Origin of the sequence: Pantoea sp. RIT-PI-b (assembly GCF_001187905.1) — a bacterium.
In the GTDB taxonomy this organism is placed as follows: domain Bacteria; phylum Pseudomonadota; class Gammaproteobacteria; order Enterobacterales; family Enterobacteriaceae; genus Pantoea; species Pantoea nemavictus.
In genome coordinates this window covers 1-24,762 of record NZ_LGIS01000020.1, presented here as the reverse complement: position 1 = coordinate 24,762, position 24,762 = coordinate 1, and the positions used below count along the sequence as shown (strand labels likewise).

13 protein-coding genes are annotated in these 24,762 nt (G+C 53.7%); 3 read left to right on the top strand and 10 right to left on the bottom strand.

Going from position 1 to position 24,762, the window contains the following annotated elements; translation table 11 throughout:
* Nucleotides 1–687 precede the first annotated feature (687 nt).
* Both AC790_RS12620 and AC790_RS24720 read left to right on the top strand, forming a co-directional pair.
* Nucleotides 688–6,687, top strand: a complete 6,000-nt coding sequence (locus AC790_RS12620; protein ID WP_049852000.1) for an Ig-like domain-containing protein — start codon at nt 688–690, stop codon at nt 6,685–6,687.
* 81 nt (nt 6,688–6,768) lie between these two features.
* A complete protein-coding gene (locus AC790_RS24720) occupies nt 6,769–8,409 on the top strand; it encodes a hypothetical protein (protein ID WP_049851999.1) in 1,641 nt (546 codons plus the stop codon).
* A 165-nt stretch (nt 8,410–8,574) separates the two neighbouring features.
* Here the strand turns inward: AC790_RS24720 and AC790_RS12610 are convergent, their stop codons facing one another.
* The 10 genes from AC790_RS12610 to putP all read right to left on the bottom strand — a co-directional run bounded on the left by AC790_RS12610 (nt 8,575) and on the right by putP (nt 20,201).
* Nucleotides 8,575–9,525: a fimbrial protein gene (locus AC790_RS12610; RefSeq protein ID WP_161804879.1), complete on the bottom strand. Its 951-nt coding sequence runs from the start codon at nt 9,523–9,525 to the stop codon at nt 8,575–8,577.
* 19 nt (nt 9,526–9,544) lie between these two features.
* The gene (locus AC790_RS12605; protein ID WP_049851997.1) at nt 9,545–12,046 is read right to left on the bottom strand and encodes a fimbria/pilus outer membrane usher protein; all 2,502 of its coding nucleotides are present in this window, start codon (nt 12,044–12,046) and stop codon (nt 9,545–9,547) included.
* A gap of 65 nt (nt 12,047–12,111) precedes the next feature.
* A complete protein-coding gene (locus AC790_RS12600) occupies nt 12,112–12,780 on the bottom strand; it encodes a molecular chaperone (RefSeq protein WP_049851996.1) in 669 nt (222 codons plus the stop codon).
* Nucleotides 12,781–12,854: 74 nt separating this feature from the next.
* Complete coding sequence (locus AC790_RS12595) at nt 12,855–13,370, bottom strand: fimbrial protein (protein WP_049851995.1); 516 nt, start codon at nt 13,368–13,370, stop codon at nt 12,855–12,857.
* 452 nt (nt 13,371–13,822) lie between these two features.
* Nucleotides 13,823–14,611 (bottom strand): phosphate starvation-inducible protein PhoH, encoded by a 789-nt coding sequence (gene phoH / locus AC790_RS12590; protein WP_007893712.1) that lies wholly within the window; start codon nt 14,609–14,611, stop codon nt 13,823–13,825.
* 73 nt (nt 14,612–14,684) lie between these two features.
* Nucleotides 14,685–14,888, bottom strand: coding sequence for a hypothetical protein (locus AC790_RS24215; RefSeq protein ID WP_007893713.1), 204 nt, complete (start codon nt 14,886–14,888; stop codon nt 14,685–14,687).
* A gap of 297 nt (nt 14,889–15,185) precedes the next feature.
* On the bottom strand, nt 15,186–16,463 hold the full coding sequence (gene efeB / locus AC790_RS12585) for an iron uptake transporter deferrochelatase/peroxidase subunit (protein ID WP_049851994.1): 1,278 nt from the start codon (nt 16,461–16,463) through the stop codon (nt 15,186–15,188).
* A 2-nt stretch (nt 16,464–16,465) separates the two neighbouring features.
* On the bottom strand, nt 16,466–17,581 hold the full coding sequence (gene efeO / locus AC790_RS12580) for an iron uptake system protein EfeO (protein WP_007893715.1): 1,116 nt from the start codon (nt 17,579–17,581) through the stop codon (nt 16,466–16,468).
* 53 nt (nt 17,582–17,634) lie between these two features.
* Nucleotides 17,635–18,468: an iron uptake transporter permease EfeU gene (gene efeU, locus AC790_RS12575; protein WP_049851993.1), complete on the bottom strand. Its 834-nt coding sequence runs from the start codon at nt 18,466–18,468 to the stop codon at nt 17,635–17,637.
* A gap of 248 nt (nt 18,469–18,716) precedes the next feature.
* Nucleotides 18,717–20,201, bottom strand: a complete 1,485-nt coding sequence (gene putP, locus AC790_RS12570; protein WP_049851992.1) for a sodium/proline symporter PutP — start codon at nt 20,199–20,201, stop codon at nt 18,717–18,719.
* A 448-nt stretch (nt 20,202–20,649) separates the two neighbouring features.
* Between putP and putA the strand changes: the two genes are divergently transcribed.
* A complete protein-coding gene (gene putA / locus AC790_RS12565; RefSeq protein WP_049852272.1) occupies nt 20,650–24,594 on the top strand; it encodes a trifunctional transcriptional regulator/proline dehydrogenase/L-glutamate gamma-semialdehyde dehydrogenase in 3,945 nt (1,314 codons plus the stop codon).
* Nucleotides 24,595–24,762 lie beyond the last annotated feature (168 nt).

Sequence of the window (24,762 nt, the reverse complement as noted above, 5' to 3'; positions counted from 1 at the left end):
TGGCTGATCAACACCAGGAACACCCCCCAAAATAATCAATCATTAATTATATTTGTTAACTACGCCCATATTTACGTAGTTATACCTATCACGCCAATATAACCATATATATCAATTACCTGAATCACTCAAACATCAAACAAAGACCCATCTTGTTGGAATTGAAATTGGCTATTCGATAATGCCGGGGATTTTAGTCTGCACGCAGGGAACCGGCTGCGGCACAGCGTGCAAAAGTTAATCTCCGTCAAAAGGATGAATGGATTGAACAACAATAAAGATCGTGACTTAGTCATTCAGTTAAATAGTGCACTACCCTTAAACGACATGGCACCTTTAAATGAGAGTGAGCGTTTCATCTCCATTGACCGTGTCACTGACATGAATAATGAATTAACAGAAAATAGCATCTCTGATAGTGGCTTTTTCTCTGTGTATGGCACAGCCCGGCCTTACGAAAATTTCTTTGTTTACATCAACGAAAGACGCGTCCTCACTCGCGCCGACATCAATGGAAATTGGGAAGCACACTTCACAACCCTTGATTTAGGTTCAATTGAGATCAAAGTTGTCGTCCCGGGAACTGACCTTAACGATAGTTTCCACTTTACCCGCATTGAAGCCCCCATAGAAACGCGTCCGTCAATTCAGGAAATTTATGACGACGAAGTCAGCTATGCATGGGAAATGATTGATCAAGCTGCAACGACCAGCGATGCCGACCCTATCGTACGCGGCTATGCTCTGCCGGGTGCAGAAGTGAAAGTACTGATTAATGGCATCGAAGTCGCAACCACTTATGCCAATGACAATAAAAACTGGTCGCTCAATCTGCCTCTGCAGGAAGGCCGCAACGTTATTACCGTAATCACCAACGGCGAAGAGAGCGAGCCGTGGGAAGTGTTCTATGAGCCGGCTGCTGAGCCGGTTGAGCCGGTAATACCGGAGCTGGCCATTACCTTCATGCGTGATGTGATAAGCGGCGAAGTGATTGATTCGAACGGCGCGGCCACCGGTAATCGGGTGGAGTTGAGCGGTACGGGTCCAGCCGATCAGCGCTTTATGGCTTACGCCGGCAACCATTTTATCGGTTATGTCTACACGGACATGAACGGTAACTGGAGCCAAATGCTGACCATTCCTCCAGGCAGCCATGAGCTGACCGTGCGTAACGGCACCGAGCGCAGCGAAGCGGTAATGATCACCATTCCTGCTCCACAACCCATGACTCCTGAGATCCAGAACATCTGGGCTGATGAGAACACCGCAGGCCTGATTGGCGATGGCGGAAGCACCGATGACAACACCCCGCAAATGTCCGGTATTGCCGAGCGTAATGCGACCGTTGAAGTGTGGATTAATGGCCAACGTGTGGATACTTTCGAGGCCGATGATTTAGGTAACTGGCACTATTCGCCAACCCTGACAGCAGGCGTCAATCGCATTCACCTCGTGTCACAGGGCGTATCGAGTGAAACCGTAGAAGTACAATACAATCCGCCTTCCCCGCCCGTTGATTACACGCTGGCGATTGTTCGCATGAGCGAAGTTCAAACAGGAGAGATTATTGATCCTAACGGCTCCGCCACCAGCACCGATATTCTGTTATCCGGTACCGGTCCACGATCAGGAAGGATTGAAATCTGGTCAGGCGGCACGTTCCTTAAAAGCGTATCGGCGGGCAATGCGGGAATCTGGAACACTATCGTGACGCTGCCGTACGGTGAAAATGCGCTCACATTGCGTATTGCTGGTGAGCGCACGGAGCCGGTGATGATCACTGTCCAGGCACCGGAACTACCCGTACCAGAGATCGCCGCAGTATGGGCTGATGAAAATACCCTGGAAAATATTATTAACGGTGGCAACACCGATGATGCCACCCCGCAGATCTATGGCGTTAATGCTGGTCGTTACAAACTTGTTGAGATCTGGGTCAATGGTCAGCACGTTGAAACCATCATGGCTAACCGTGCGGGTGACTGGACATACTCACCGACGCTGATCGAAGGCCTTAACCAGATCATGGTCAAATCTCAGGGCGTTTCCAGCGAAATCTTTGAGGTTCACTACACGCCTTCCTCGGAAAAAGAGCTGGCGATTACGTTAATAATTGATGGCAACACTTATGATGTCATTGATGCTGATGGTTCCCTCTCCGGTCAGCAGGCCCGCATAAGCGGCACCGGCCCCGCGGGTGTCACGCTATCGCTATGGTCAGGTAACACCTTTATTACCCACGTAACCCCTAATGCAGCGGGCAACTGGACCTATTTGGTTGATCTGTTACCGGGTGAAAACAGCCTGACGCTGCGATCGGAAAGCGCCAGCAGCGAGCCGTGGATCGTTAATGCGCCTGAGGCTAGCCTGACTCTGCCAGAAATCCACTTCGCATGGGCAGATGAAAACAGCCATGGTGAGATCGTTAACGGTGGCAGCACCGATGACAGTACTCCACGGATTAGTGGCCGCGCCGGTAGCTATGCCGTGGTGGAAATTTGGCTAAATGGTCAACTGGTCGATACGACTGCGGCAAGCATCAACGGCAGCTGGTCATATACGCCGACGCTACGCGAAGGTCTGAACCAGATCGTGGTGAAAACGCATGGCAATGCCAGTGAGGTGTTCGAGATTCACTATGATCCTGCGGCCACACCGGCTCCAGTCATCGTGAACGCCTGGGCTGATGAAAACAGTCATGGTCAGATTGCTAACGGTGACAGTACCGATGATGCCACGCCGCATATCAACGGCAATAATGCCGGACCTTATGCCGAGGTGGAAATCTGGATTAATGGTCGCTTCATTACCACTACCCAGGCAAGCAATGCAGGATATTGGTCTTACTCGCCAACGCTGAGCGAAGGTCTGAATCAGATCGTGGTGAAAGTCCAGGGTGTTTCCAGCGAGCCTTTCGATATTCACTATGCGCCGCCAGCACTGCCAGTGCCGGCCATCACCTCCGTCTGGGCCGACGAAAATAACCATGGATACATTGCGAACGGTGACAACACCGATGACGCTACGCCGCGCATCCGTGGAAACAATGTCGGCAGCTTTGCTCAGGTGGAAATCTGGCTGAATGGCCAGCGCATTGATGTTGTCTATGCCGACAACTTCGGTAACTGGTCATACACGCCGACGCTGAGCGAAGGTCTGAACCAGATCGTGGTGAAAGCCCAGGGTGTTTCCAGCGAGCCTTTCGATATTCACTATGCGCCGCCAGCGCCGCCTGTGCCGGTCATCACCTCCGTCTGGGGCGACGGAAATAACCATGGTGGGATTGCTGACGGTGACAACACCGATGACGCTACGCCATACATCCGTGGTAATAACGTCGGCAGTTTCGCTGCGGTGGAAATCTGGCTGAATGGCCAGCGTCTTGATGTTGTCTATGCCGACAACTTCGGTAACTGGTCATACACGCCGACGCTGAGCGAAGGTCTGAACCAGATCGTGGTGAAATCCCAGGGTGTTTCCAGCGAGCCTTTCGATATTCACTATGCGCCGCCAGCGCCGCCAGTGCCGGTCATCACCTCCGTTTGGGGCGACGGAAATAACCATGGTGGGATTGCTGACGGTGACAACACCGATGACGCTACGCCATACATCCGTGGTAATAACGTCGGCAGTTTCGCTGCGGTGGAAATCTGGCTGAATGGCCAGCGTCTTGATGTTGTCTATGCCGACAACTTCGGTAACTGGTCATACACGCCGACGCTGAGCGAAGGTCTGAACCAGATCGTGGTGAAATCCCAGGGCGTTTCCAGCGAGCCTTTCGATATTCACTATGCGCCGCCAGCGCCGTCAGTGCCGGTGCCATTCATCACCTCCGTCCTAGCCGATGAAAATAGCTATGGCAAAATTGCTAATGGTGACACCACCGATGACGCTACACCACGTATCACGGGTAATAATGTGGCCCGATACGCGCATGTAGAGATCTGGATAAATGGCCAGCACGTTGAAACCGTCCTTGCCGACAATTTAGGTCATTGGGCATACATGCCGACGCTGAGCGAAGGTCAGAACCAGATCGTGGTGAAAGCCCAGGGTGTTTCCAGCGAGCCATTTAATGTCACCTATGAGCCACTGGTGGTGCCGGTCGAACCCGAGCTGGCCATCACCGCCATTCGTGATTTAGCCACTGGCCAAATCATTGAGCCTAATAACGCTCCAGAAAGTGCTGCCGTGCGCTTATTCGGTAAAGGACCGGCAAATCAGTGGGTGCAAATCTGGTTGGGTGATACCCAAATAGGTACCGTATTTACCAACTTCCAGGGTGACTGGCGGATGCCTATTGATCTCCAGTTAGGCGATAACGTGCTGACCGTGCGTGTTGGCAATCAGCAGAGTGAGCCGGTATTGGTCAACCTGCCAGCGTTGAATTTGCCAGCACCTGAGATCATTGCTATTGAAGCGGATGAGTTCAATCCGGGCCAGGTACAAAATGGTGACACGACTAATGACGATACGCTGAGAATCATTGGCCGAGTCAGTCAGCCGTTCGGCTCTATTGAAATCTGGATTAACGATCAACTGATTCAAACCCTGCAAGCGAACCAGAATGGTTCATGGAGTTATTGGGCAACATTAACTGAGGGCCAAAACAATATTGTCGCGGTATCACGCGGTGTAGCAAGTGAAGCCTTTGTTGTTGAGTATCAGCCAGTTGAAGGTCCAGTAACCACGCCAGCGCCTGAAATCTGGTCAGTCTTTGCCGATGACTTTACCCAGGTACACAATGGCGACACGACGCAAAGCGCCACCCCGCAAATAAGTGGACGTGCGGAAGCGGGTATGCGAGTTCAGCTTTGGGTCAACGACGTCATGATTGATGATACCTATGCCGACAGAAACGGGCTCTGGTACTTCACCCCAAGGCTGACCGAAGGTGTGAACCGCATCGTGGTTAAATCAAATGGTGCAGAGAGTGACGTTTTTGAACTGACCTATCAACCGATTGTGGTGCCAGTCGAACCCGAGCTGAGCATCGTTTATCACAGCGAATTTTGGGAAGGCAACACCACCACAGCAGAACGCCAGTCAATATTCAGCGGCAAAGCACCGGCGGGCTCGCTGGTCACCCTCTATATCAATGATCAGCCTGTGACCACGATTGAGGTTTCCGGCGCAGGAGATTGGACCTTCGCCACCGCACTGTTCGACGGTGAAAATAGCCTGAAAATCGGTATTGATGGTCAGTTTAGCGATGCGGTATCAGTTACCGTTCAGGGTTCACCCGCACCGGCGATTCACACGGCCTATGATGATGTAGGCGTTAACTGGATGCTGTCTCACAACGGTGTAACCGATGATGCCACCCCGCTGTTGCGTGGTGTTTCAGCGCCGAACGCCATTATCCACCTGTACGTTGATGGCCAGCCTTTCGGCAGCGTGCGTGCGGAAATGACCGGTATCTGGCAGGCCGAAGTCAGCCTCAATCCAGGTCTGAACGCGATTCATGTGGTAGAAAACGGTGTACCTAGCGAGGATTTCTACCTGACGCTGGAAGATGCGCCAGTGATTACCGGGCTCTATGCGGATGGTGAGCTGATCGAGAACGGCGGTGCCTCGGCTGAGACAGACTTTATTCTGCATGGCTCTGCGCAACCTCACGCACGCGTTGAAATTTATAACTCTGGCTCAAGTCTGCCGATCGTTGTCACTGCAGATGCTGATGGCAACTGGAGCCACCGCGTTACGGCCCTAATGGGTGAAAACACGTACTTCGCCGTATCCAATGGTCAGTGGAGCGAGGCATTCTTCTTCACCTATCTTCTGGAGCTGGAAGAGCCGGTGCTGCCGGAACAGCCAGAGCAGGCAGCGTTACCTATCGATGAGCCAGAAAACATTGAGCAGTACAGCAACGTGCCAAGTATCGCAGTGGTACATGACAGTGTAAGCACCATGCCATGGCTGGTTAACACCGGCAGTTGGACCGATGACGCACAACCAGAACTCTACGGCTATTTGGCTCGCCCGCACTCTATCGTAACCATTCTGGATGGTGAAAAAAATGTGGTGGGAACAGCGCTTGCAGACAGCAATGGCGACTGGCGCTTTACGCCGGACGAACCGCTGTCACCGGGTCAATGGGACTTCTCGGCAGCCAATGAGTACGGGATTTCAGGTAATACTTTCACCGTGAATATCCGCGATCTCGACCCTGCGCCGAGCATGTTCGCCTTTGACGATGCGGGTGATTATCGCGGGATTCGTCCTTCCGGTAGCTTCACGGATGATGCAACCCCAACGTTCTATGGCAACAGCAATCCTAACAAGCTGATTTCACTGTATGACCAGGACAATCAGTTGATTGCGACCACCACCAGCAACTGGAACGGCTCCTGGACCATCAACATTGAAACATCATTGCAGCCTGGCACCCACAGCTTCGTTGCGCGCGATGAAGATGGAAAATCCAGCGATAGCTACGTTCTGAACATCAAAACCTCAGACGATGCACCTTGGCCTGAAATCTCATCTCTGCTGGCCGATGGCGACGCGATGCTGTTCGCCGCGCAAACGGTGAATGATGAGCAGGACGAGTTTGTGGCGTTGACCATCAGCGAAGCGGATATGGCGCACTCCTCACTGCACGATGCGCTCTCCAGCGACATGGCGGCCAACCAGCCACTCAACATTGAACTGTTAGACGAGCATCAGTCACTGACGCAAGGCTAATCATCTTCGTGATACCAGCACGCCCTGCGGGGCGTGCTTTCCCCTGAGCCGACGGCTCGACTTATCTCGAAAGGGAACTTTATGACCACACACTTTGTAAAACCCACCATTACGTCCGTGCTGGATAACAGCGGCGACGTTGAAAAATCTATCTCATTCTTAGGTACTTCCCACGACACCACGCCAAAACTGAGCGGAACCGCAGCACCGAATAGCATGGTGTTTATCTATGCGCATGGGCGAGCTATTGGCGTTGTCGATGCTGATGCCACCGGCAACTGGACCTACACCCCGACCATGCCGCTTAATATGGGCGCGCAAGAGTTCCGCGTGATGTCACAGGGCCAGACCAGTGACAGCTTTGTGGTCTGGATGAAACCCGTTGAACCGGCCCGACCTGAGCCAACGCCAGAACCGACGCCAGGCCCGGGTCCGATTGTCACGCCTGATCCCGTGACGCCGCCTGCCCCAACCCCAACGCCAACCGGTTTAGTCATTACCGGCATCAATAACCTCAGCGGCGAGCAGGCAGCAGTGCCAGCGGGTGGCGCAACCGATGGCAACAGCGTGCGTATCTCTGGCAATGCTCAGCCTAACGCCACCGTGCAGCTGTTCGCTAATGGTCGCGAGATTGCGATGGTTACCGCCGACGCCGAGGGCAAATGGAGCTATGACGCTAACCTGACCAACGGCAACAATGAACTGAAGGTGGTTTCCCGTGGTCAATGGAGCCCAGCCTTTACTGTTGATGTGCAACCTGCCGGTACACCAGTCGCACCTGCGCCAACGCCGGAACCTACGCCAGAGCCAACGCCAGCACCGGAACCCACGCCTGCACCTGCGGTAGCAATCACTGCGGTCAACAATCTGGGCGGCGACAAAGCCAGCATTCCGGCTGATGGCAGCACCGATGGCAACAGCGTACTGATCTCCGGCACCACGCTGGTGCCAGGTGCCATCGTGCAGCTGTATGTGAATGGTCGCGAAATTGCCATGATCACCGCTGATGCAGAGGGCAAATGGAGCTACGAGCCAACGCTGGCGACGGGTATTAACGAGCTGAAAATCGCTTCACGCGGCCAGTTCAGTCAGCCATTCACTATCGATGTGCAGCCATCTTCGGTGGTAACACCGGAGCCTACCCCGGAACCGACCCCTGAGCCAACGCCAGAGCCGACGCCAGAACCGACTCCTGCGCCAACCCCAACGCCAGTGCCGGGCACCGGTCCATCGGCCGATCTCAGCATCGATACGCTCTTCAGCACCAATGGCATCGTTGCCGATGGCGGCGCTACCGCGGCCACCAGCTTTGTGATTAATGGCACTGCGCAGCCTAGCACCACCGTCGAGATCTATCTCAACGGCGAGTTTTATGGCCGCGCCGATACCAACATCTATGGTAAGTGGGGCACGCCTGCCACCTTCCCTGATGGTGTTAACAGCCTGATGATCAAAGTGGGCGATGCCTACAGTGAAAGCTTCACCTTCAGCAAGAATGCCTTCAGCAGTTTGCTGATGCAGCCTGAGCCTTCGCTGCTGCTGGCTGACGCCGATGCGCTGCTGATGGCAGCGCAGGCAGAGGACGCACGCGTTGAACTGTCTATTAGCCCGGCGGATATGGCTTATAGCTCGGTGATGGAAGGTGTGAACAGTGAGTTTGCACCGCTCAACGTGCAGTGGGTTGATCAGCTGGAAGAGCAAAACGCGCTGTCTCAGCTGTAAGCAGCACTCGCTCTCGCCATTGCATCAGATGTTTATGATAATTGATGGCTGAGCAGTGAAACACCCTACAAACCCGGCTTATGCCGGGTTTTTTTACGACATTTTCTCCCGCTCGTTTAGCTCCATGCCTGAGTGACGTTAATCAAGCCGTCCACTTTGGCGCTGCTAGTTATAAGTCAGGGTGAATGTAGCGACTGCCCGGGCTAACCCCGGCGTAACCATGGCAGCCGTTTGATAAAAACGCGCCGTAAAGGGAATGTCGTATACGCCGCCTGCCGCTCCGCTGTCACCCACAGCCAGCGCCGAATTAAGCGTAACAGGGACATCATGATAGGCAAGCTGAACGCCCAATCCGGTCGCCACACTATCCGCGCTAAGTGCCAGAACCGTTGGCAATCCTGCTGCTGGCGTGCCAGTGAATTGTACGGTCACGGGCACCTGAGGATCGCAGATTAACGGGATGTTGAACCCTTCGGGCGAAGAGACACTTCCCGGCCCGCTGAACGTTTTTAGCGGTATTTTATTGCCCAAATTGACCGGGATTACGGTTTGCGTCAGTGAACAGGTGGCAACCGGAATCGTCATAGCCGGTAAATTAACCGTCAATAAACGCGTCTGCGCGCCGGCAGTGCCTGTCCGCCAGTTATAATTGAGCACCCATGTGCTGATGCTGCCCGATGCAACAGGTCCGGTTTTAACCCATTCAAAAAGGTCTGACATCTCGCGCGCACCCGTAATGTTTAATCCGCGTTGAACGCTACCGTCCGACATCGAATAGTTGGTCCAGACGAAAGGCGTTCCATTGTTGGTATTGGTCCAGCGGATGCCAACCCCGGCAAGGGAGGTATTTCTCACGCCAGGCACGGGTGAAGCACCATAATCCGTATTCAAACCAGAGCGCAGCATGGCGGTATTCGCGCCGACTCCGCTGCAGGTCACGCGATAATTGACGGAACCTGTACTAATAACCGTGCCAATTGGCGTAAGTGAACTTACTGCTATCGGTGCGGACATCGCCACATTAAGTGAGGCTGGGGCTGAGGTGCAGGCCGCCCAACTGCTGCCGAACATTGATAAACCTGATAATAAAAGCAAGCAGTGAAGAAGTGACTTCATTTTTTCCTCCTTGATGGCGTTAACTACAGACGGCGCTGCCATACTGAATCGGCTCATCTTCCTTTACCTCGATTGTGAAAGCAGCCTGGCATTGCTGGTGCGGTTGATCTCCCCACTTCACCATCAGCACCCCTTCATCAGGCATACCGGCTAAATAGGTCTCACCGTGCGTGCCGGCGATGCTGATAACGGGTTTAGCATTGTCTGCCTGATAGCTCACTTCCGCGCCAAACGGCACTGGCCGCCCCGCTTGAGTAAGGGTGATTAAGGTGCGATGTCCCACGCGTGTCGCAAAATTGGCGACCACCACGGCACCTTGGGTCGGAACGGCTGTCGCTACGGTGGTGTCAATATCAACACCCTGTTTGAACGTTGCCGGATCAAGCGCAATACGATTTTTTCGATAGCTTGTGGCGTAGGGAACCACAGCGTAGCCACGCCAGTCCGTGTTGATACCGGTTTGATTTTGGACTGAAACGCCGTCTGCATCCGGTGCGCGCACCAGCAACATCGTCTCGCCTAAGGGTTGAGATAACGTAACGCCCCAGGGGTGCGCCACCACACCGCCCTGAGCGCCGACGTTGATTTGCCGCGTGTCACGTCCATAACTGTATCCCGCATTCACCTGACCATAAGTGCCACGATAATTCACGGATGTATTGCCGCCGTAGCCGGTTCCCTGGCTGGCATAGCTCTGTTGCAGATCATAATTAAGGTTGTTTTGCTCCAGCGCCGTGCCGCTGATGCCAACACGCTGGGCGGTACGACCGCGATCGCTGGTATCAACCGAGTAACTCAGGCGACTGTTGGACAAACCCTTGCTGAGGGGAATTTGCACATTGAAGGCAAATAATTGCTCTGTACCCTTTGCTAACGGCGTCTTATTCAGGCCGTAACTCAACCCATAGGAAATATTTTGTAAGCTGGCATTCCAGCCAATATTTACGCTACGTTCAGAACCCTTACGCCCCCAATAATCCTGCTGCAGGCCCGTAATAAAAACATTGCCGGCATCAAATATTCGCTGGTTGATATTAACCTGAGTTCGGCTGCGTTTATTGCTGTATGCCTGCAGACGCTCATCGTTCGATGCCTCAGCATTGATCTCATTTGACTCTTTAAAGTCATAGAAGCCTTGAGTGGAATAGCGGTAACTTGCCAGGGTGAAGTTGGTTCCCAGGCGATTAATATCTTTTGAATATTGGACGCGAAATGACTGCCCGCTCTTCTTTTCCGATGCTCCCTGTAATTGGGTTTCGGCTTGAGACACATCGAAAGACAACGATCCCCAATCACCCAATCCATGACCTACCCCCAGCATTCCTGACAGGTATGAGGGCGACGCTATCACGCCGGCATAAACGGATGTTGCAGAGGGAAGTCCATAAATCACGCTGCCTTGAGTAAAAATAGGTTCGCGTGCTAAGGCTGAGGTCGAGCGAAAGGTACCGGCAGAGATGCCATATTTCACGCGACCTTCACGCAGCATAATCGGTACGGCGGAATAAGGCTGCACCGCAACGCGTTCTGTTCCATCAGCCTCTTTAACCATGACTTCAAGGTCGCCGCTGGTAGCGGTGGGATAGAGATCGGTAATTTCAAACGCGCCTGGTGCGACATAGGTTTGATAGATCACATAACCATTCTGCTTCACTGAGACCTGAGCATTTGATTGTGCAATGCCGCGTATTACCGGCGCGTAACCGCGCTGACTATCGGGATACATATTGTCGTCAGACAGCAACTGAATACCGCGAAATGGTACGCTGTCATAAATATCAGAAGGAGTGAAACTGTCACCGGCAATAAGCTGCGACTTTAACGGTTGGATGTCACGCTGAACATAGGTACTGATAGTATTCCATTGCTGCGCACTGTTATTATCAGACCAGGTTGAATAATTCCTTAAGCGCCATGCACCCCAGTTAGCCCCACTTCTCAGATTTAGGAAGCGAGAATTATTTGAGGCGGCATGATTTTTATTCACAGCGTTAGCAGCATTGGCACTATAGTTCAGGAGCAGTGCGGGTATGCCTCGGTCCCATTCGCTGGGATCAATATAATCGCGTGAGGTTTGATTGAGTGCCGCCTGAGGAATACTGATATTCAGTTGCTGAGTATTGAAATCAAATTGTGTGCTGGCGTCGGGAATGTAATGACTCATCTCAACGATAGGGTGTTCGGCACTAAGGGTTTTCAATGCCGCAAAGGCATCAATTTTCACACCGTAACGCTGCAAGTCACTCACCGTTAATTCTGGGTGCAATTGATGGCCGAGCAAAATAAAGTTAATGTCCTGCGCTGCAATAAACTTCTCATTAACATTGACACCGACACGGTAACGACCGGGCAATTGCGTATTATTTTTTGACAGAAGATCCAGATTTACGGACTCTCGCTCAGCATCGCTCAGTTCCAGTGCTGCAGGGTTAAAATACTCTTCTGCATAGATATCTGAGCTGAGTGCTAGCAAAAAAATAAGCTGTAATGTTACTGTTTTCGAAACATATAACACTCGCATATTATTATCTCCACTTAATACCCACCACGGGTCGCTGCAGTCGTGTCAACGCTCATGGCACATCACTATTTTGATGTGGCTTCAGCCGTGATATTTCCGTAGTCGCCAATCGCCTTCCAACTCACTTTCCCCGCTGCACCTGCAGGAATGACATAGTTCTTTTTACTTTTCGGTGCGATGTAGCCCGGATCTTTTATGTTGTTCGCGCCAACACTTAAGCTATAAAAAGAGACAAAGTAGCCAGTTGGATTTTCTACAATAAGTTGATTGCCTGTGCGTGTTATTTTCAGCGATTTATAAGCATCAGCGGCAGCGCCTGTTAATGCCACTGGTCGATAAAATAACTTTATTTGCGTTTTGACCGCAATTAACACTTCATTCTGGCTATTTTTATTTGATGCAGGGATCGCTTTAACGTTCAACCAAAAAAGTGACTCTTTATCTTGTGGCAGTGGCACATTAGATTTAATAATACGCAACACATTTTCCTGTTCACCGTTTAAGCGAAAAAGCGGCGGTGTGACAATAAATGCATTGGTCTTAATATGATCCTCTGTTTCAACCCACGATTGAATCAGAAAACTTTTTTTCTCTGAGTTCTTAACAGAGATATTGCTCTCGCTTTTTGCTGCCTCATAAACCACACGCGTGCCGCCAAGCGAAACGCCAGCGTGGGCGATGCCGCTAATCAATAGCAGCGCGCCCACTGCATAGCGAAAAGTTTTTACTAACATAGGTTATATCCTGCTTACCCGATATGACGCCTGTGCAGGATGCGTAATAAGCATCCTGCACCTCAATAAAGCGATTAATATTTAACGGTAAAGTTAATCACAGTGTCAGCGCTACCTGCCGCTATTGGCGTGGTAGTTTGCACATATTTGGCGAAATAACTTAATGTGCCGCCGGTTGTCGTCAGAGGAACGGATCGTGACGTTGAGCCATAAGGAATCTCAGTCGCACCATCAGCTTCATACAGACCGACCGCGACACCGGTCGCTGGAGCTGCGGAGGTTAGCGCAAATAAATTACTGTTAACCGCATCGCTGGTGCCATCAAAGCTAACGGCGGCGCTGGTAATTGATGCAGGGCAAGAATCAAAATCAATTTTAATAGGTTCAATACCGGCGGTAGAACCCGGACCGGTAAAAGCTCTTGAAGAAACGGTGCCGAAATCGACGTCGATGGATACGCTACCGGCATTGATGGTACAGGTTGTATCTGAAATCGTTCCCGTCACATTTATCGTACCATCGCTAGCGTGAGCAAAGGTTGTTAGCGATGAGACTGCGATTACCGCAGATAAAATCAATGGATTTTTCATATTAACTATTCCTGAATAGAAAAGCGTCGTTGAGTTAATTTAATTCGATGCATCGCTACTGCAGGTGGGTGGCCACTTCCCTTGAATTAAGTTATAGCGGATGGGTCTTGGAGTGGTACAAGATCGGTCTTGGTTGTTGTTTTTTATTTGATTAAAAAGAGAACCATAAACAAGAAAAAACCATTAAACTCGCCAAAATCATCAAGAAATACTGTTTGTAAATATCTTTACTCTTTAAGAGTGTAATATCACAACCCAGCTTGGATTATTGATAACAATGCGCAGTGGCTAATAAATAAAAAAATGAATTTATAATTGCCAGAATGCTTTGGCTTTATTTAGTAAAAGCTGTTTTTGAGAATAAATGACTAATAATGGTCAAACTCGCTTTTAGCGATAAAAAAAACCCGGCTTGCGCCGGGTTTTGCTTAGCTACATTCTCAATCAAACGGTTAACTGTAAGCGTGCAGCGTGCGTTGACACAGCGCTGAACGGACGCAATCCTCTTTGCCGAAACGCACCACGCCAATCATCTCATCTTCTTCGAAGCGCGCTAACGCATCGGCAAGACCCGATTTAGCATGGGACGGCAGGTCGCACTGGGTGATATCGCCGTTGACGATAACCGTCACGTTTTCACCCAGGCGCGTCAGGAACATCTTCATCTGTGCGGCGGTGACGTTTTGTGCCTCATCAAGGATCACCACAGCATTTTCAAAGGTACGTCCGCGCATGTATGCGAAGGGCGCGATCTCTACCTTGGCGATTTCGGGCCGCAGGCAGTATTGCATAAAGGAAGCGCCGAGACGTTTAACCAGAACGTCATAAACCGGTCGGAAATAAGGCGCGAATTTCTCGGAAATGTCTCCGGGGAGGAAACCGAGATCTTCATCCGCCTGCAGAACCGGGCGCGTCACAATAATCCTTTCGATGTCCTTATTGATCAGGGCCTCAGCCGCTTTGGCTGCGCTAATCCAGGTTTTTCCGCAGCCGGCTTCACCGGTAGCGAAAATAAGCTGTTTCGATTCTATGGCATGGAGATAGTGTGCCTGAGCTTCATTTCTGGCTTCAATCGGCCCGCGGTCACGTGCATCACGTGCCATACCAATCGAATCCAACCCACCCATCTGCACCAGCGAAGTGACCGATTCTTCTTCACGCTGACGGTGACTGCGAGAGTCGCTACGAATAACGCGTCTGGCTTCACGACGTGCTTTGATCACTGCTTTCTGTCTTCCCATAGTGGCACCTTACAGTTGGTTTCATTTATCGCGGCGGGATCACCCGCGGCGATGACTTGAACGCTTTAGAGGTTTATCTGGCTTCCTTGTAAGCCGTTTCGAGCCATTGAGAATGGTGTGCATCAGCGCCGAAACGCAGGCGCGCACCGGTAAAGAAACTGAGATTGAACGAGAACGAAGTTTTAAATGAAGAGAGGTTGCTTTTGAGGGAAGAAATCCCCCGCAGTGTACTGCGTGTGTTGAAACTATTTAACTGTCCCAGCGAGGAACGAATCATGCGCGAACTCCAGTGGCTTAGCCACACAACTGACAACGCTTATGAATAAAGTGCATCATATTTGCGGTGGTTTGCAACAGTAATTTTACTTCCCCGCAAAGAAAAAAAGATAAGCGAAGCCTGAGCGCGTTTACCTTAAATTAAATTTATTATAATTATCAAAAGGATGGTTTATTGGGGATAAACCAAACTTTTTAGGAACATTCGGAAGCGGCTACAACCAGGGGAAAGTTTAAGGAATGCGTAACAAAAAAGCCTGCGGCGCAATCTGGCACGCAGGCGTTGTGCATTTATTAATCAGGCTTGCAGTAAAGGTTGTCCGAGATAATGTTTTTCATCCACGACGCCAGGTAAGGCGAAAAAGTAACCGCCGCCAATCGGGCGAATATACTCTTCCAGCGCTTCGCCATTTAAACGTTGCTGTACGGTAATAAAGCCTTTGGCTAAGTCGTGCTGATAACAGACAAACAATAAACCCATATCCAACTGACCCGAACCGGTAATGCCGCTGGAATAGCTGTAACCGCGCCGCAGCATCAAACTGCTGTCGGTTTGTGGCGTACGCGGATTGGCGAGACGAATATGCGCATCCAGCGCAATCAAATCACCATCGGGATCTTTACTGTAATCCGGTACGTCATGCTCGTTTTTCATGCCGAGCGGTGCGCCGGATAACTTCTCGCGGCCAAAAATGGTTTGCTGCTCGCCAAGCGGCGTGCGATCCCACATCTCGACGTGGAAACGGATGATGCGCACCGCCTGATAACTGCCGCCACGCGTCCATGCCGGCTCCTGCTGCTCGTCGGTGACCCACAGCAGCTGGTTCATCAACGCCGGATTATGGGTGTCGGGATTAGCGGTGCCGTCTTTGAATCCCAGCAGATTGATCGGCGTCTCCTTGCCGTTGCTGCGTGCGGCGTGGTCGGCAATAAAACCGTCGCGCCGCCAGCGCACCGCCAGCAAATCAGGTGTGCGCTTGATGATGTCACGCAGTGCATGGATCACCGTATCCTGCGTGTTGGCGCAGATCTGCAATAACAGGTCGCCGTGGCACTGTTCTGCATCCAGCGAATCATTGGGGAAACGCGTCATGGTCTGCAGCTGGGCCGGTTTTTGCCTGCTCAAGCCGAAGCGCTCGTCAAACAGCGACGCGCCAACCGACAAGGTCATGGTGAGGTTGTCCGGCGCGATATCGGCCCCGAGAATGCCCGAATCCATGGGCGGCAGTTGCGGATTGGTCACCGCGGGCGCCGGTCCGCCTTGGGTCAGGAAGGCGAAGCGCTCGGTGAGTAAGCGAAACAGTCGCTCAAGATCGGCCTTATCACTCGCCAAAACATCAAACGCCACCAGCATCATCGACGTCTGCTGCGGCGTGATAATGCCGGCCTGATGCGCACCGTAAAAGGGTTGCGCCTGCTGACGCGAGTTAGGCGTAACCGTGCCGGGAGAGAAGCTGTCGGCGGCTGCGCTATGGAACGGACAGCCGCCGCCGAGGGCGGCCGCACCGCCCAGCATGCCTAATCCCTGCAATAAGCGACGACGCGACGGCTGCGCCGCGTCATTTTTATTACTCATGATCAATCGAGACCTAAGGTTCCACGCAGCAGGGAGAGATCTTCCGCCAGCGTGGTAATCGGGCCTTTCAGCGCGTTACGGTCAGCGGTGGTCAGTTTTTCGTACGACTCAAAGCCATCTTTGGTGCGATACTTGCTGAGAATGCCGTCCACTTTCTTAAAGTTGGCATCCACTTTCGCCAGCAGCTGCGGGTTATTTTTCTGCAGCAGCGGACGCAGCAGATCGACAATTTTCTGCGCGCCATCGATATTGGCCTGGAAGTCAGACAGATCGGTGCGGCTGTAACGATCTTCTTCGCCAGAAATCTTGCTGGAAGCCACTTCTTCAATCAGACCTGCCGCGCCGCCGACCACTTTCGCTGGCGGGAACGCCAGCTCGCTGATGCGGGTTTGCAGATCCAGCACGTCCTGGTTCAGCTGAGTGGCAAACGCTTCGGCACCTTTGGTGGTGTTATCGGCGAAGAGGATTTTCTCCAGGCGATGGAAGCCGGTGAATTTCGGATCTTCGTTTTTCTTCTCGAAATCATCTTCACGCGCATCGATGCTGCCATCCAGGTCGGAGAACAGTTCGGCAATCGGCTCGATACGCTCGTAATGCACGCGCGTTGGCGCGAACAGCGCTTTCGCTTTCTCGATGTCACCGGCTTTCACCGCATCGGTAAACGCTTTAGTGCCGGTTACCAACGCTTTCACTTCATTCATCACATAGACTTTGTAATCAGCGATGGGGCCGACCAGCTCCAGCAGGTCCGGTTTACCGGTCGCCGCTTTCTTCGCGTCACCGCTGACCACCAACTTACCTTTCGGGTTGCTGAGCAGGCCGCAGGTCATGTCATATTCCCCCGCTTCCAGATTCGCGGTGAGTTTCTGGCTGAAGCCTGGCGCGATGTTTTCACGCTCTTCCACCACCATCACCCCTTTCAGAATCTCCCACTCCAGCGCTTTCTGGCTGTTATTTTTGATGATGAACTGGGTTTTACCGGCCTGCACATTGAGCGACATCGGCTCACATTGCTGGTCGGTCACCGTTACCGTGACTTGCGGGACGGCAGCAGCAGCGGCACCGGAAAGCGCCAGCATAGCAACCAACAGCGCCTTGCGGCGGAAGCGAATCGTCATAGTGATATCCCTGTTACATGGAAGAACAGGCGCGCAATCGCGCCTGATTGAATTCAGCGTGTGGTGCGTGCCGCGTTGACCGAAGGACGCGCCGGGAAGAAAAACAGCAGCAGTGCCGGAATCAGGTAGATCAGCCACACCGCCACTTCGCTCACGCTTGGCGTCTCCTGATAACCCAAAATACCCTCCAGCAGCGTGCCGAATACCGAATGGGTTGAGAGCGTGTTGCTGAGATCAAACGCCACGTCCTGGAAATGATTCCATAAACCGGCTTCGTGGAAAGCGCGGATAGCGCCGGCGGCAAGTCCTGCGGCAACAAACAGAATGAACAGGCTGGTCCAGCGGAAGAAGTGCGCCAGATTGAGGCGAATGCCGCCGTAGTAAAGCAGCATGCCCAGCACCACGGCGGTCGCCAGACCGAGTACCGCACCCATCGGCGGCGCATAGCCGACGTCTTGCGTAAAGGCGGCGAGCAGGAAGAACACTGACTCCAGCCCTTCACGCGCCACCGCCAGAAAGACCATCAGCACCAGCGGAAAGCCGCTGCCGCCCCGCTTCTGCAGCGCGTTATCCACCGATTTTTCCAGCGTGGCTTTGATATTGCGCGAGACTTTGCGCATCCAGAACACCATCGACGTAAGGATCACCACAGCAACCACGGCAACAATGCCTTCAAACAGCTCCTGCTGTTTCTGTGGGAACTCGCCGGTGGTTTCATTAATGAAGATGCCGAGTGCCAGGCACAGCGCGGCGGCAATAAATACCCCCGCCCACATCGCCGGGAACCATTGGGTGCGCTGGGTGCGTTTAAGATAGCTGGCAATCAGGCTGACGATGAGCGCTGCTTCCAGACCTTCGCGCAGCATGATGAGAAACGGAACGAACATCACCAACCTCTTGAATTTTAAGAAGGGTAAAACTTAGGTAAAAAAACGTAAAGTGCGAACGATATCGATTATCATTATCGAAGGGAGAAATACAAGTCACTGCGTGAAATTAATTTTGCTTTTGCGGTTTGCAGAGGGGGAATATTTGGGCTGGTCGCCATGAATGGCGACCTTACAACGAAACGTTGCTGAATTCGTAGGGTGCGCATTTATGCGCACCTGGTCGCCATGAATGGCGACCCTATAGATTATTTGCTTTGATACTGCGCTTCTGCGGCGGCAAAGCGTTGCTGCGCGGCCTCAGAGGGGCCACGACCCAGCAGGCTGAATACCACGATGGCGATACTGGCGAAGGCAAAGCCTGGAATGATTTCGTACAGCTCCGCGTAGCCATAATCTTTCCACAGCAGTACGGTCAGCGCACCAATCACCATGCCGGCCAGCGCACCGTTGCGCGTCATACGCTTCCAGCACACGCCGAACAGCACCACCGGACCAAAGGCCGCACCAAAGCCCGCCCAGGCATAGCTTACCAGGCCGAGTACGCGGTTTTCCGGATTCGCCGCCAGTGCGATAGCGATCAACGCAATCACCAGCACCATCAAGCGCCCAATCCACACCAGCTCTTTCTGGCTGGCATTTTTACGCAGGAAGCCTTTATACAAATCTTCCGTTAACGCGCTGGAACACACCAGCAGCTGGCAGCTCAGGGTCGACATTACCGCCGCCAGAATCGCCGACAGCAAAATACCGGCAATCCACGGGTTGAACAGGATACGCGCCAGTTCGATAAACACACGTTCGCCGTTCTGGCTCACGCCCGCCGCCTGGTCGGGATGGTTCTGGAAGTAAGCGATACCAAAGAAACCGACCGCCACCGCACCGCCGAGGCACAGGATCATCCAGGTCATGCTGATACGGCGTGCGTTACGAATGGTATGGTGTGAATCCGCCGCCATAAAGCGCGCCAGAATATGCGGCTGGCCAAAGTAGCCCAGGCCCCAACCGAGCAGCGATATCACCGCAACAAAGTTCAAGCCTTTCAGCATGTCGAGATTTTCGAGGCTTTTGGCTTCGATCACTGCCAGTGAATGGTCCACCCCCCCTACCGCGATAATCACCATCACCGGCGTCAAAATCAGCGCGAAGATCATCAGGCTCGCCTGCACGGTATCGGTCCAGCTCACCGCGAGGAAACCGCCCACCAGCGTATACAGAATGGTGGCTGCAGCACCCACCCACAGCGCGGTCTGATAATCCATACCGAAGGTGCTTTCAAACAGACGCGCACCGGCCACTACGCCAGAAGCACAATAGATAGTGAAGAAGATCAGAATCACCACCGCCGAGATCACACGCAGCAGCTTGCTTTTATCTTCGAAGCGGCTGGAGAAGAAATCAGGCAGGGTTAACGCGTTATCATGATGTTCGGTCTGCACGCGCAGACGGCCAGCAACGATGCGCCAGTTCAGCCATGCACCAATAATCAGGCCGATGGCGATCCAGCTTTCAGAAATACCAGAAAGGAAGATGGCGCCCGGCAGGCCCATCAATAACCATCCGCTCATATCAGACGCACCGGCAGAGAGCGCGGTGACCACGCTGCCTAAACTGCGGCCGCCAAGAATGTAGTCGTCAAAACTCTTGGTCGCACGATAGGCAATGAATCCTATTAACACCATCCCAAGGATATACACTACAAAAGTCACCAACATCGGTGTGCTTACACTCATCAGTCTCTCCACTTATTATTTAATCCATCAAGAGAAATCTTTTAAAACCTGCGCCACCGGAACGGGGTAGCGACAAGGTTGAACCGCATCCAGAGAAAGCGATTTCCCTTAAGGCGCGGTATCCTGCCGCAAAGGTGCGGCGCGCACAATGCATTTAACACAGCTGTCACACCGGTTTCACCTCACTTCGCGTATCGCGTGCTGATAGGTTGCACTTGCTCACAGTTTGAGTTGCACCTTTAGGTAAACAAGAGCCGTCTTGTAGACGCCGGTTGCAACATTGGCGAGCTTCTTGCAGCAAGTTCCATGCCGCTTTTATCGTGTTAACAGATGGAGCGGTTTAAAACGTGCAGCCTGGGTCACATTTAACACGGTTGCACAAAGTTGCAACATGGGTGATATTGCTGCCACGCAAGCGTTGAACCACTATTTCGAGGACGAGGACATCATGGCAAGTACGACCATGGGGGTGAAGCTGGATGAGGCCACCCGCGATCGCATTAAACTGGCAGCACAGAAGCTTGACCGCACATCACACTGGCTGATCAAGCAGGCGATTTTTAACTATCTGGAGCAGCTGGAAGCCGGTGAATCCATGCCAGAAATTCCGCAACTGCTGATCGATGCCGCCAGTGATGAAGGCGTGCCAGAAGAGGCGCTGCAGCCTTTCCTCGATTTCGCCGAACACATTTTACCGCAGTCGGTGAGCCGCTCGGCGATCACCGCCGCATGGCGTCGTCCGGAAACGGATGCGGTGCCGATGCTGCTGGAACAGGCGCGTCTCCCTGCCCCGCTGGCGGAGAAAACCCATCAGCTGGCTTATAGCCTTGCCGATAAGCTGCGGCATCAGAAAGGTGCAACCGGCCGCGCAGGCATGGTGCAAAGCCTGCTGCAGGAGTTCTCGCTCTCGTCACAGGAAGGCGTGGCGCTGATGTGCCTGGCGGAAGCCCTGCTGCGCATCCCGGATAAGCCAACGCGCGATGCGCTGATCCGCGACAAAATCAGTAACGGTAACTGGCAGTCGCACCTCGGTCGCAGCCCGTCGATGTTTGTCAACGCGGCAACCTGGGGCCTGCTGTTTACCGGTCGTCTGGTGTCCACCCATAACGAAGCCAATCTGTCGCGCTCGCTTAACCGCATTATTGGCAAGAGCGGCGAGCCGCTGATCCGCAAAGGCGTGGATATGGCGATGCGCCTGATGGGCGAGCAGTTTGTCACCGGCGAAACCATCGCCGAAGCGCTAGCCAATGCGCGCAAGCTGGAGGAGAAAGGTTTCCGCTACTCCTACGACATGTTGGGTGAAGCGGCGCTGACCGCCAGCGATGCCAAAGCCTATCTGGTGTCGTATCAGCAGGCGATTCACGCCATCGGCAAAGCCTCCAACGGGCGCGGCATTTATGAAGGTCCGGGCATCTCGATTAAGCTGTCGGCATTGCATCCGCGCTACAGCCGCGCGCAGTATGAGCGCGTGATGGACGAGCTCTATCCGATCCTCAAATCGTTAACCTTGCTGGCGCGCTCCTATGACATCGGTATCAACATCGATGCCGAAGAGGCGGATCGTCTGGAGCTGTCGCTCGATCTGCTGGAGAAGCTGTGCTTCGAGCCGGAACTGGAAGGCTGGAACGGCATTGGCTTTGTGATTCAGGCCTATCAGAAGCGCTGCCCGTTTGTGATTGATTCGCTGATCGACCTGGCCCAACGCAGCCGCCGCCGCCTGATGATCCGCCTGGTAAAAGGCGCCTATTGGGATAGCGAAATCAAACGCGCACAGATCGACGGCCTGGAAGGTTATCCGGTCTATACGCGCAAGGTTTACACCGATATCTCCTATCTGGCCTGTGCACGCAAACTGCTGGCGGTGCCAAACCTGATCTACCCGCAGTTTGCCACCCACAACGCGCATACGCTGGCGGCAATTTATCAGCTGGCGGGTAACAACTATTATCCCGGCCAGTATGAATTCCAGTGCCTGCACGGCATGGGTGAACCGCTGTATGAGCAGGTGGTGGGCAAAGTCGCTGACGGCAAACTTAATCGTCCGTGCCGTATCTACGCACCGGTCGGCACCCATGAAACGCTGCTGGCCTATCTGGTACGTCGTCTGCTGGAGAACGGTGCCAATACCTCATTCGTTAACCGCATCGCCGATAACACCTTGCCGCTGGATGAGCTGGTGGCCGATCCGGTTGCCGCCGTGGAGAAGATGGGCGCTGCCGAAGGCGCGATCGGTTTACCACATCCGAAAATTCCGCTGCCGCGCGACCTGTATGGCGCGAAGCGTGCCAACTCTGCCGGTCTCGATCTGGCCAACGAACATCGACTGGCATCGCTGTCTAGTGCGCTGCTCAACAGTGCCAGCCAGCCGTGGATCGCGCAGCCGCTGGTCGAAGGTGAATTAGGTGCAGGCGTTAGCCGCCCGGTACTCAATCCTGCCGCGCCAGCGGACGTGGTGGGCAGCGTACGTGATGCGAGCGAAGCCGAAGTGTCGGACGCGCTGGATGCGGCAGTGAACGCCGGTCCAATCTGGTTCGCCACGCCACCGCAGGAGCGCGCCGCCATTCTCGAGCGTGCTGCCGAAGCGATGGAAGGCCAGATGCAGCAGCTGATTGGATTGCTGGTGCGTGAAGCCGGGAAAACCTACAACAACGCCATCGCCGAAGTGCGTGAAGCGGTCGATTTCCTCTACTACTACGCCGGCATGGTGCGCGATGATTTCGATAATGAAACCCATCGTCCGCTCGGCCCGGTGGTGTGCATCAGCCCATGGAACTTCCCGCTGGCGATTTTCACCGGACAAATTGCTGCCGCGCTGGCGGCCGGTAACAGCGTGCTGGCGAAACCGGCCGAGCAGACGCCGTTAATTGCCGCGCAGGCGGTACAAATTATGCTGGATGCTGGCGTGCCAGCGGGTGTGCTGCAACTGCTGCCGGGCCAGGGCGAAACCGTCGGAGCACAACTGACCGGCGACGAGCGCGTGCGTGGCGTGATGTTTACCGGCTCAACCGCCGTCGCCACGCTGCTGCAACGCAATCTGGCCGGTCGTCTGGATCCGCAGGGTCGCCCAACGCCGCTGATCGCCGAAACCGGCGGCATGAACGCGATGATCGTCGATTCGTCGGCGCTGACCGAACAGGTGGTGGTGGATATCGTTGCCTCGGCGTTTGATAGCGCCGGTCAACGCTGCTCGGCGCTGCGTCTGCTGTGCGTGCAGGATGATGTGGCTGACCACACGCTGAAAATGCTGCGTGGCGCGATGGCCGAGTGCCGCATGGGTAACCCGGAACGTCTGTCGACCGACATTGGTCCGGTGATTGATGCCGAAGCGAAAGCCAATATCGAACGTCACATTCAGGCGCTGCGCAATAAAGGTTTCAACGTCTACCAGGCAGCGCAGGAGAATCCACAGGATAGCAAAGAGTGGAACAGCGGCACCTTTATCAAGCCAACCTTGATTGAGCTGGATAAGGTGAGCGATCTGGATAAAGAGGTGTTTGGCCCGGTGCTGCACGTGGTGCGTTTCTCGCGCAGCACGCTGCCGCAGCTGGTTGAGCAGATTAATGCCTCGGGTTACGGCCTGACGCTCGGCGTACATACGCGCATTGATGAAACCATCGCGCAGGTGACAGCGAACGCCAAAGTCGGCAACCTCTACGTCAACCGTAATATGGTCGGCGCGGTGGTCGGCGTGCAGCCGTTCGGCGGCGAAGGCTTGTCCGGTACCGGGCCGAAAGCCGGTGGTCCGCTCTATCTCTATCGCCTGTTGGCCAATCGTCCAGACGGTGCGCTGCGCACCACCTTTGATCGCCAGGATGCTGAGCGTCCGGTCGACAGCTCGGTGCGCGCAGAACTGATGCGCGCGCATCAGGCGCTGCAGCAGTGGGCAAAAGATAAACCTGAACTGCTGGCGCTGTGCCAGCGTTACGACGAGCTGGCGCAGGCCGGCACCGTGCGTCTGCTGCCGGGTCCAACCGGTGAACGCAATACCTTCACCCTGCTGCCGCGCGAACATTTGCTGTGCATGGCAGATAATGAAGAAGATGCGCTGATCCAGCTGGCTGCGGTGACCAGCGTCGGCAGCCAGGCGCTATGGCAGGATGATGAACTGCATCGTGCGCTGCGCCAGTCGTTACCGGCGGAGGTGCAGGCGCACGTCAAGCTGGTGAAGGATGCGCTGGCGGCCGAGTTTGATGCGGTGATTTATCACGGTGATGCCGACCAACTGCGCAGCCTGTGCGAGCAGGTGGCGGCACGCGATGGCGCGATTGTCTCGGTGCAGGGCTTCGCGCGCGGCGAAACCAATCTGCTGCTGGAGCGTTTATTGATTGAGCGTTCGCTGAGCGTCAATACCGCCGCAGCGGGCGGTAATGCGAGTTTGATGACCATAGGATAAGGATGACAGCCAGGTGCGCATAAATGCGCACCCTACACGTAGGGCTGATGAATCCCCACAAAAACGAAGCAGGCACAGTGGAAAAATGATCTAATTATTGCGCCAACAAAAAATAAGATCGCCACTATGCCTGCTTCCGCATTTTGCCATAAATTTTTACGGGAATCT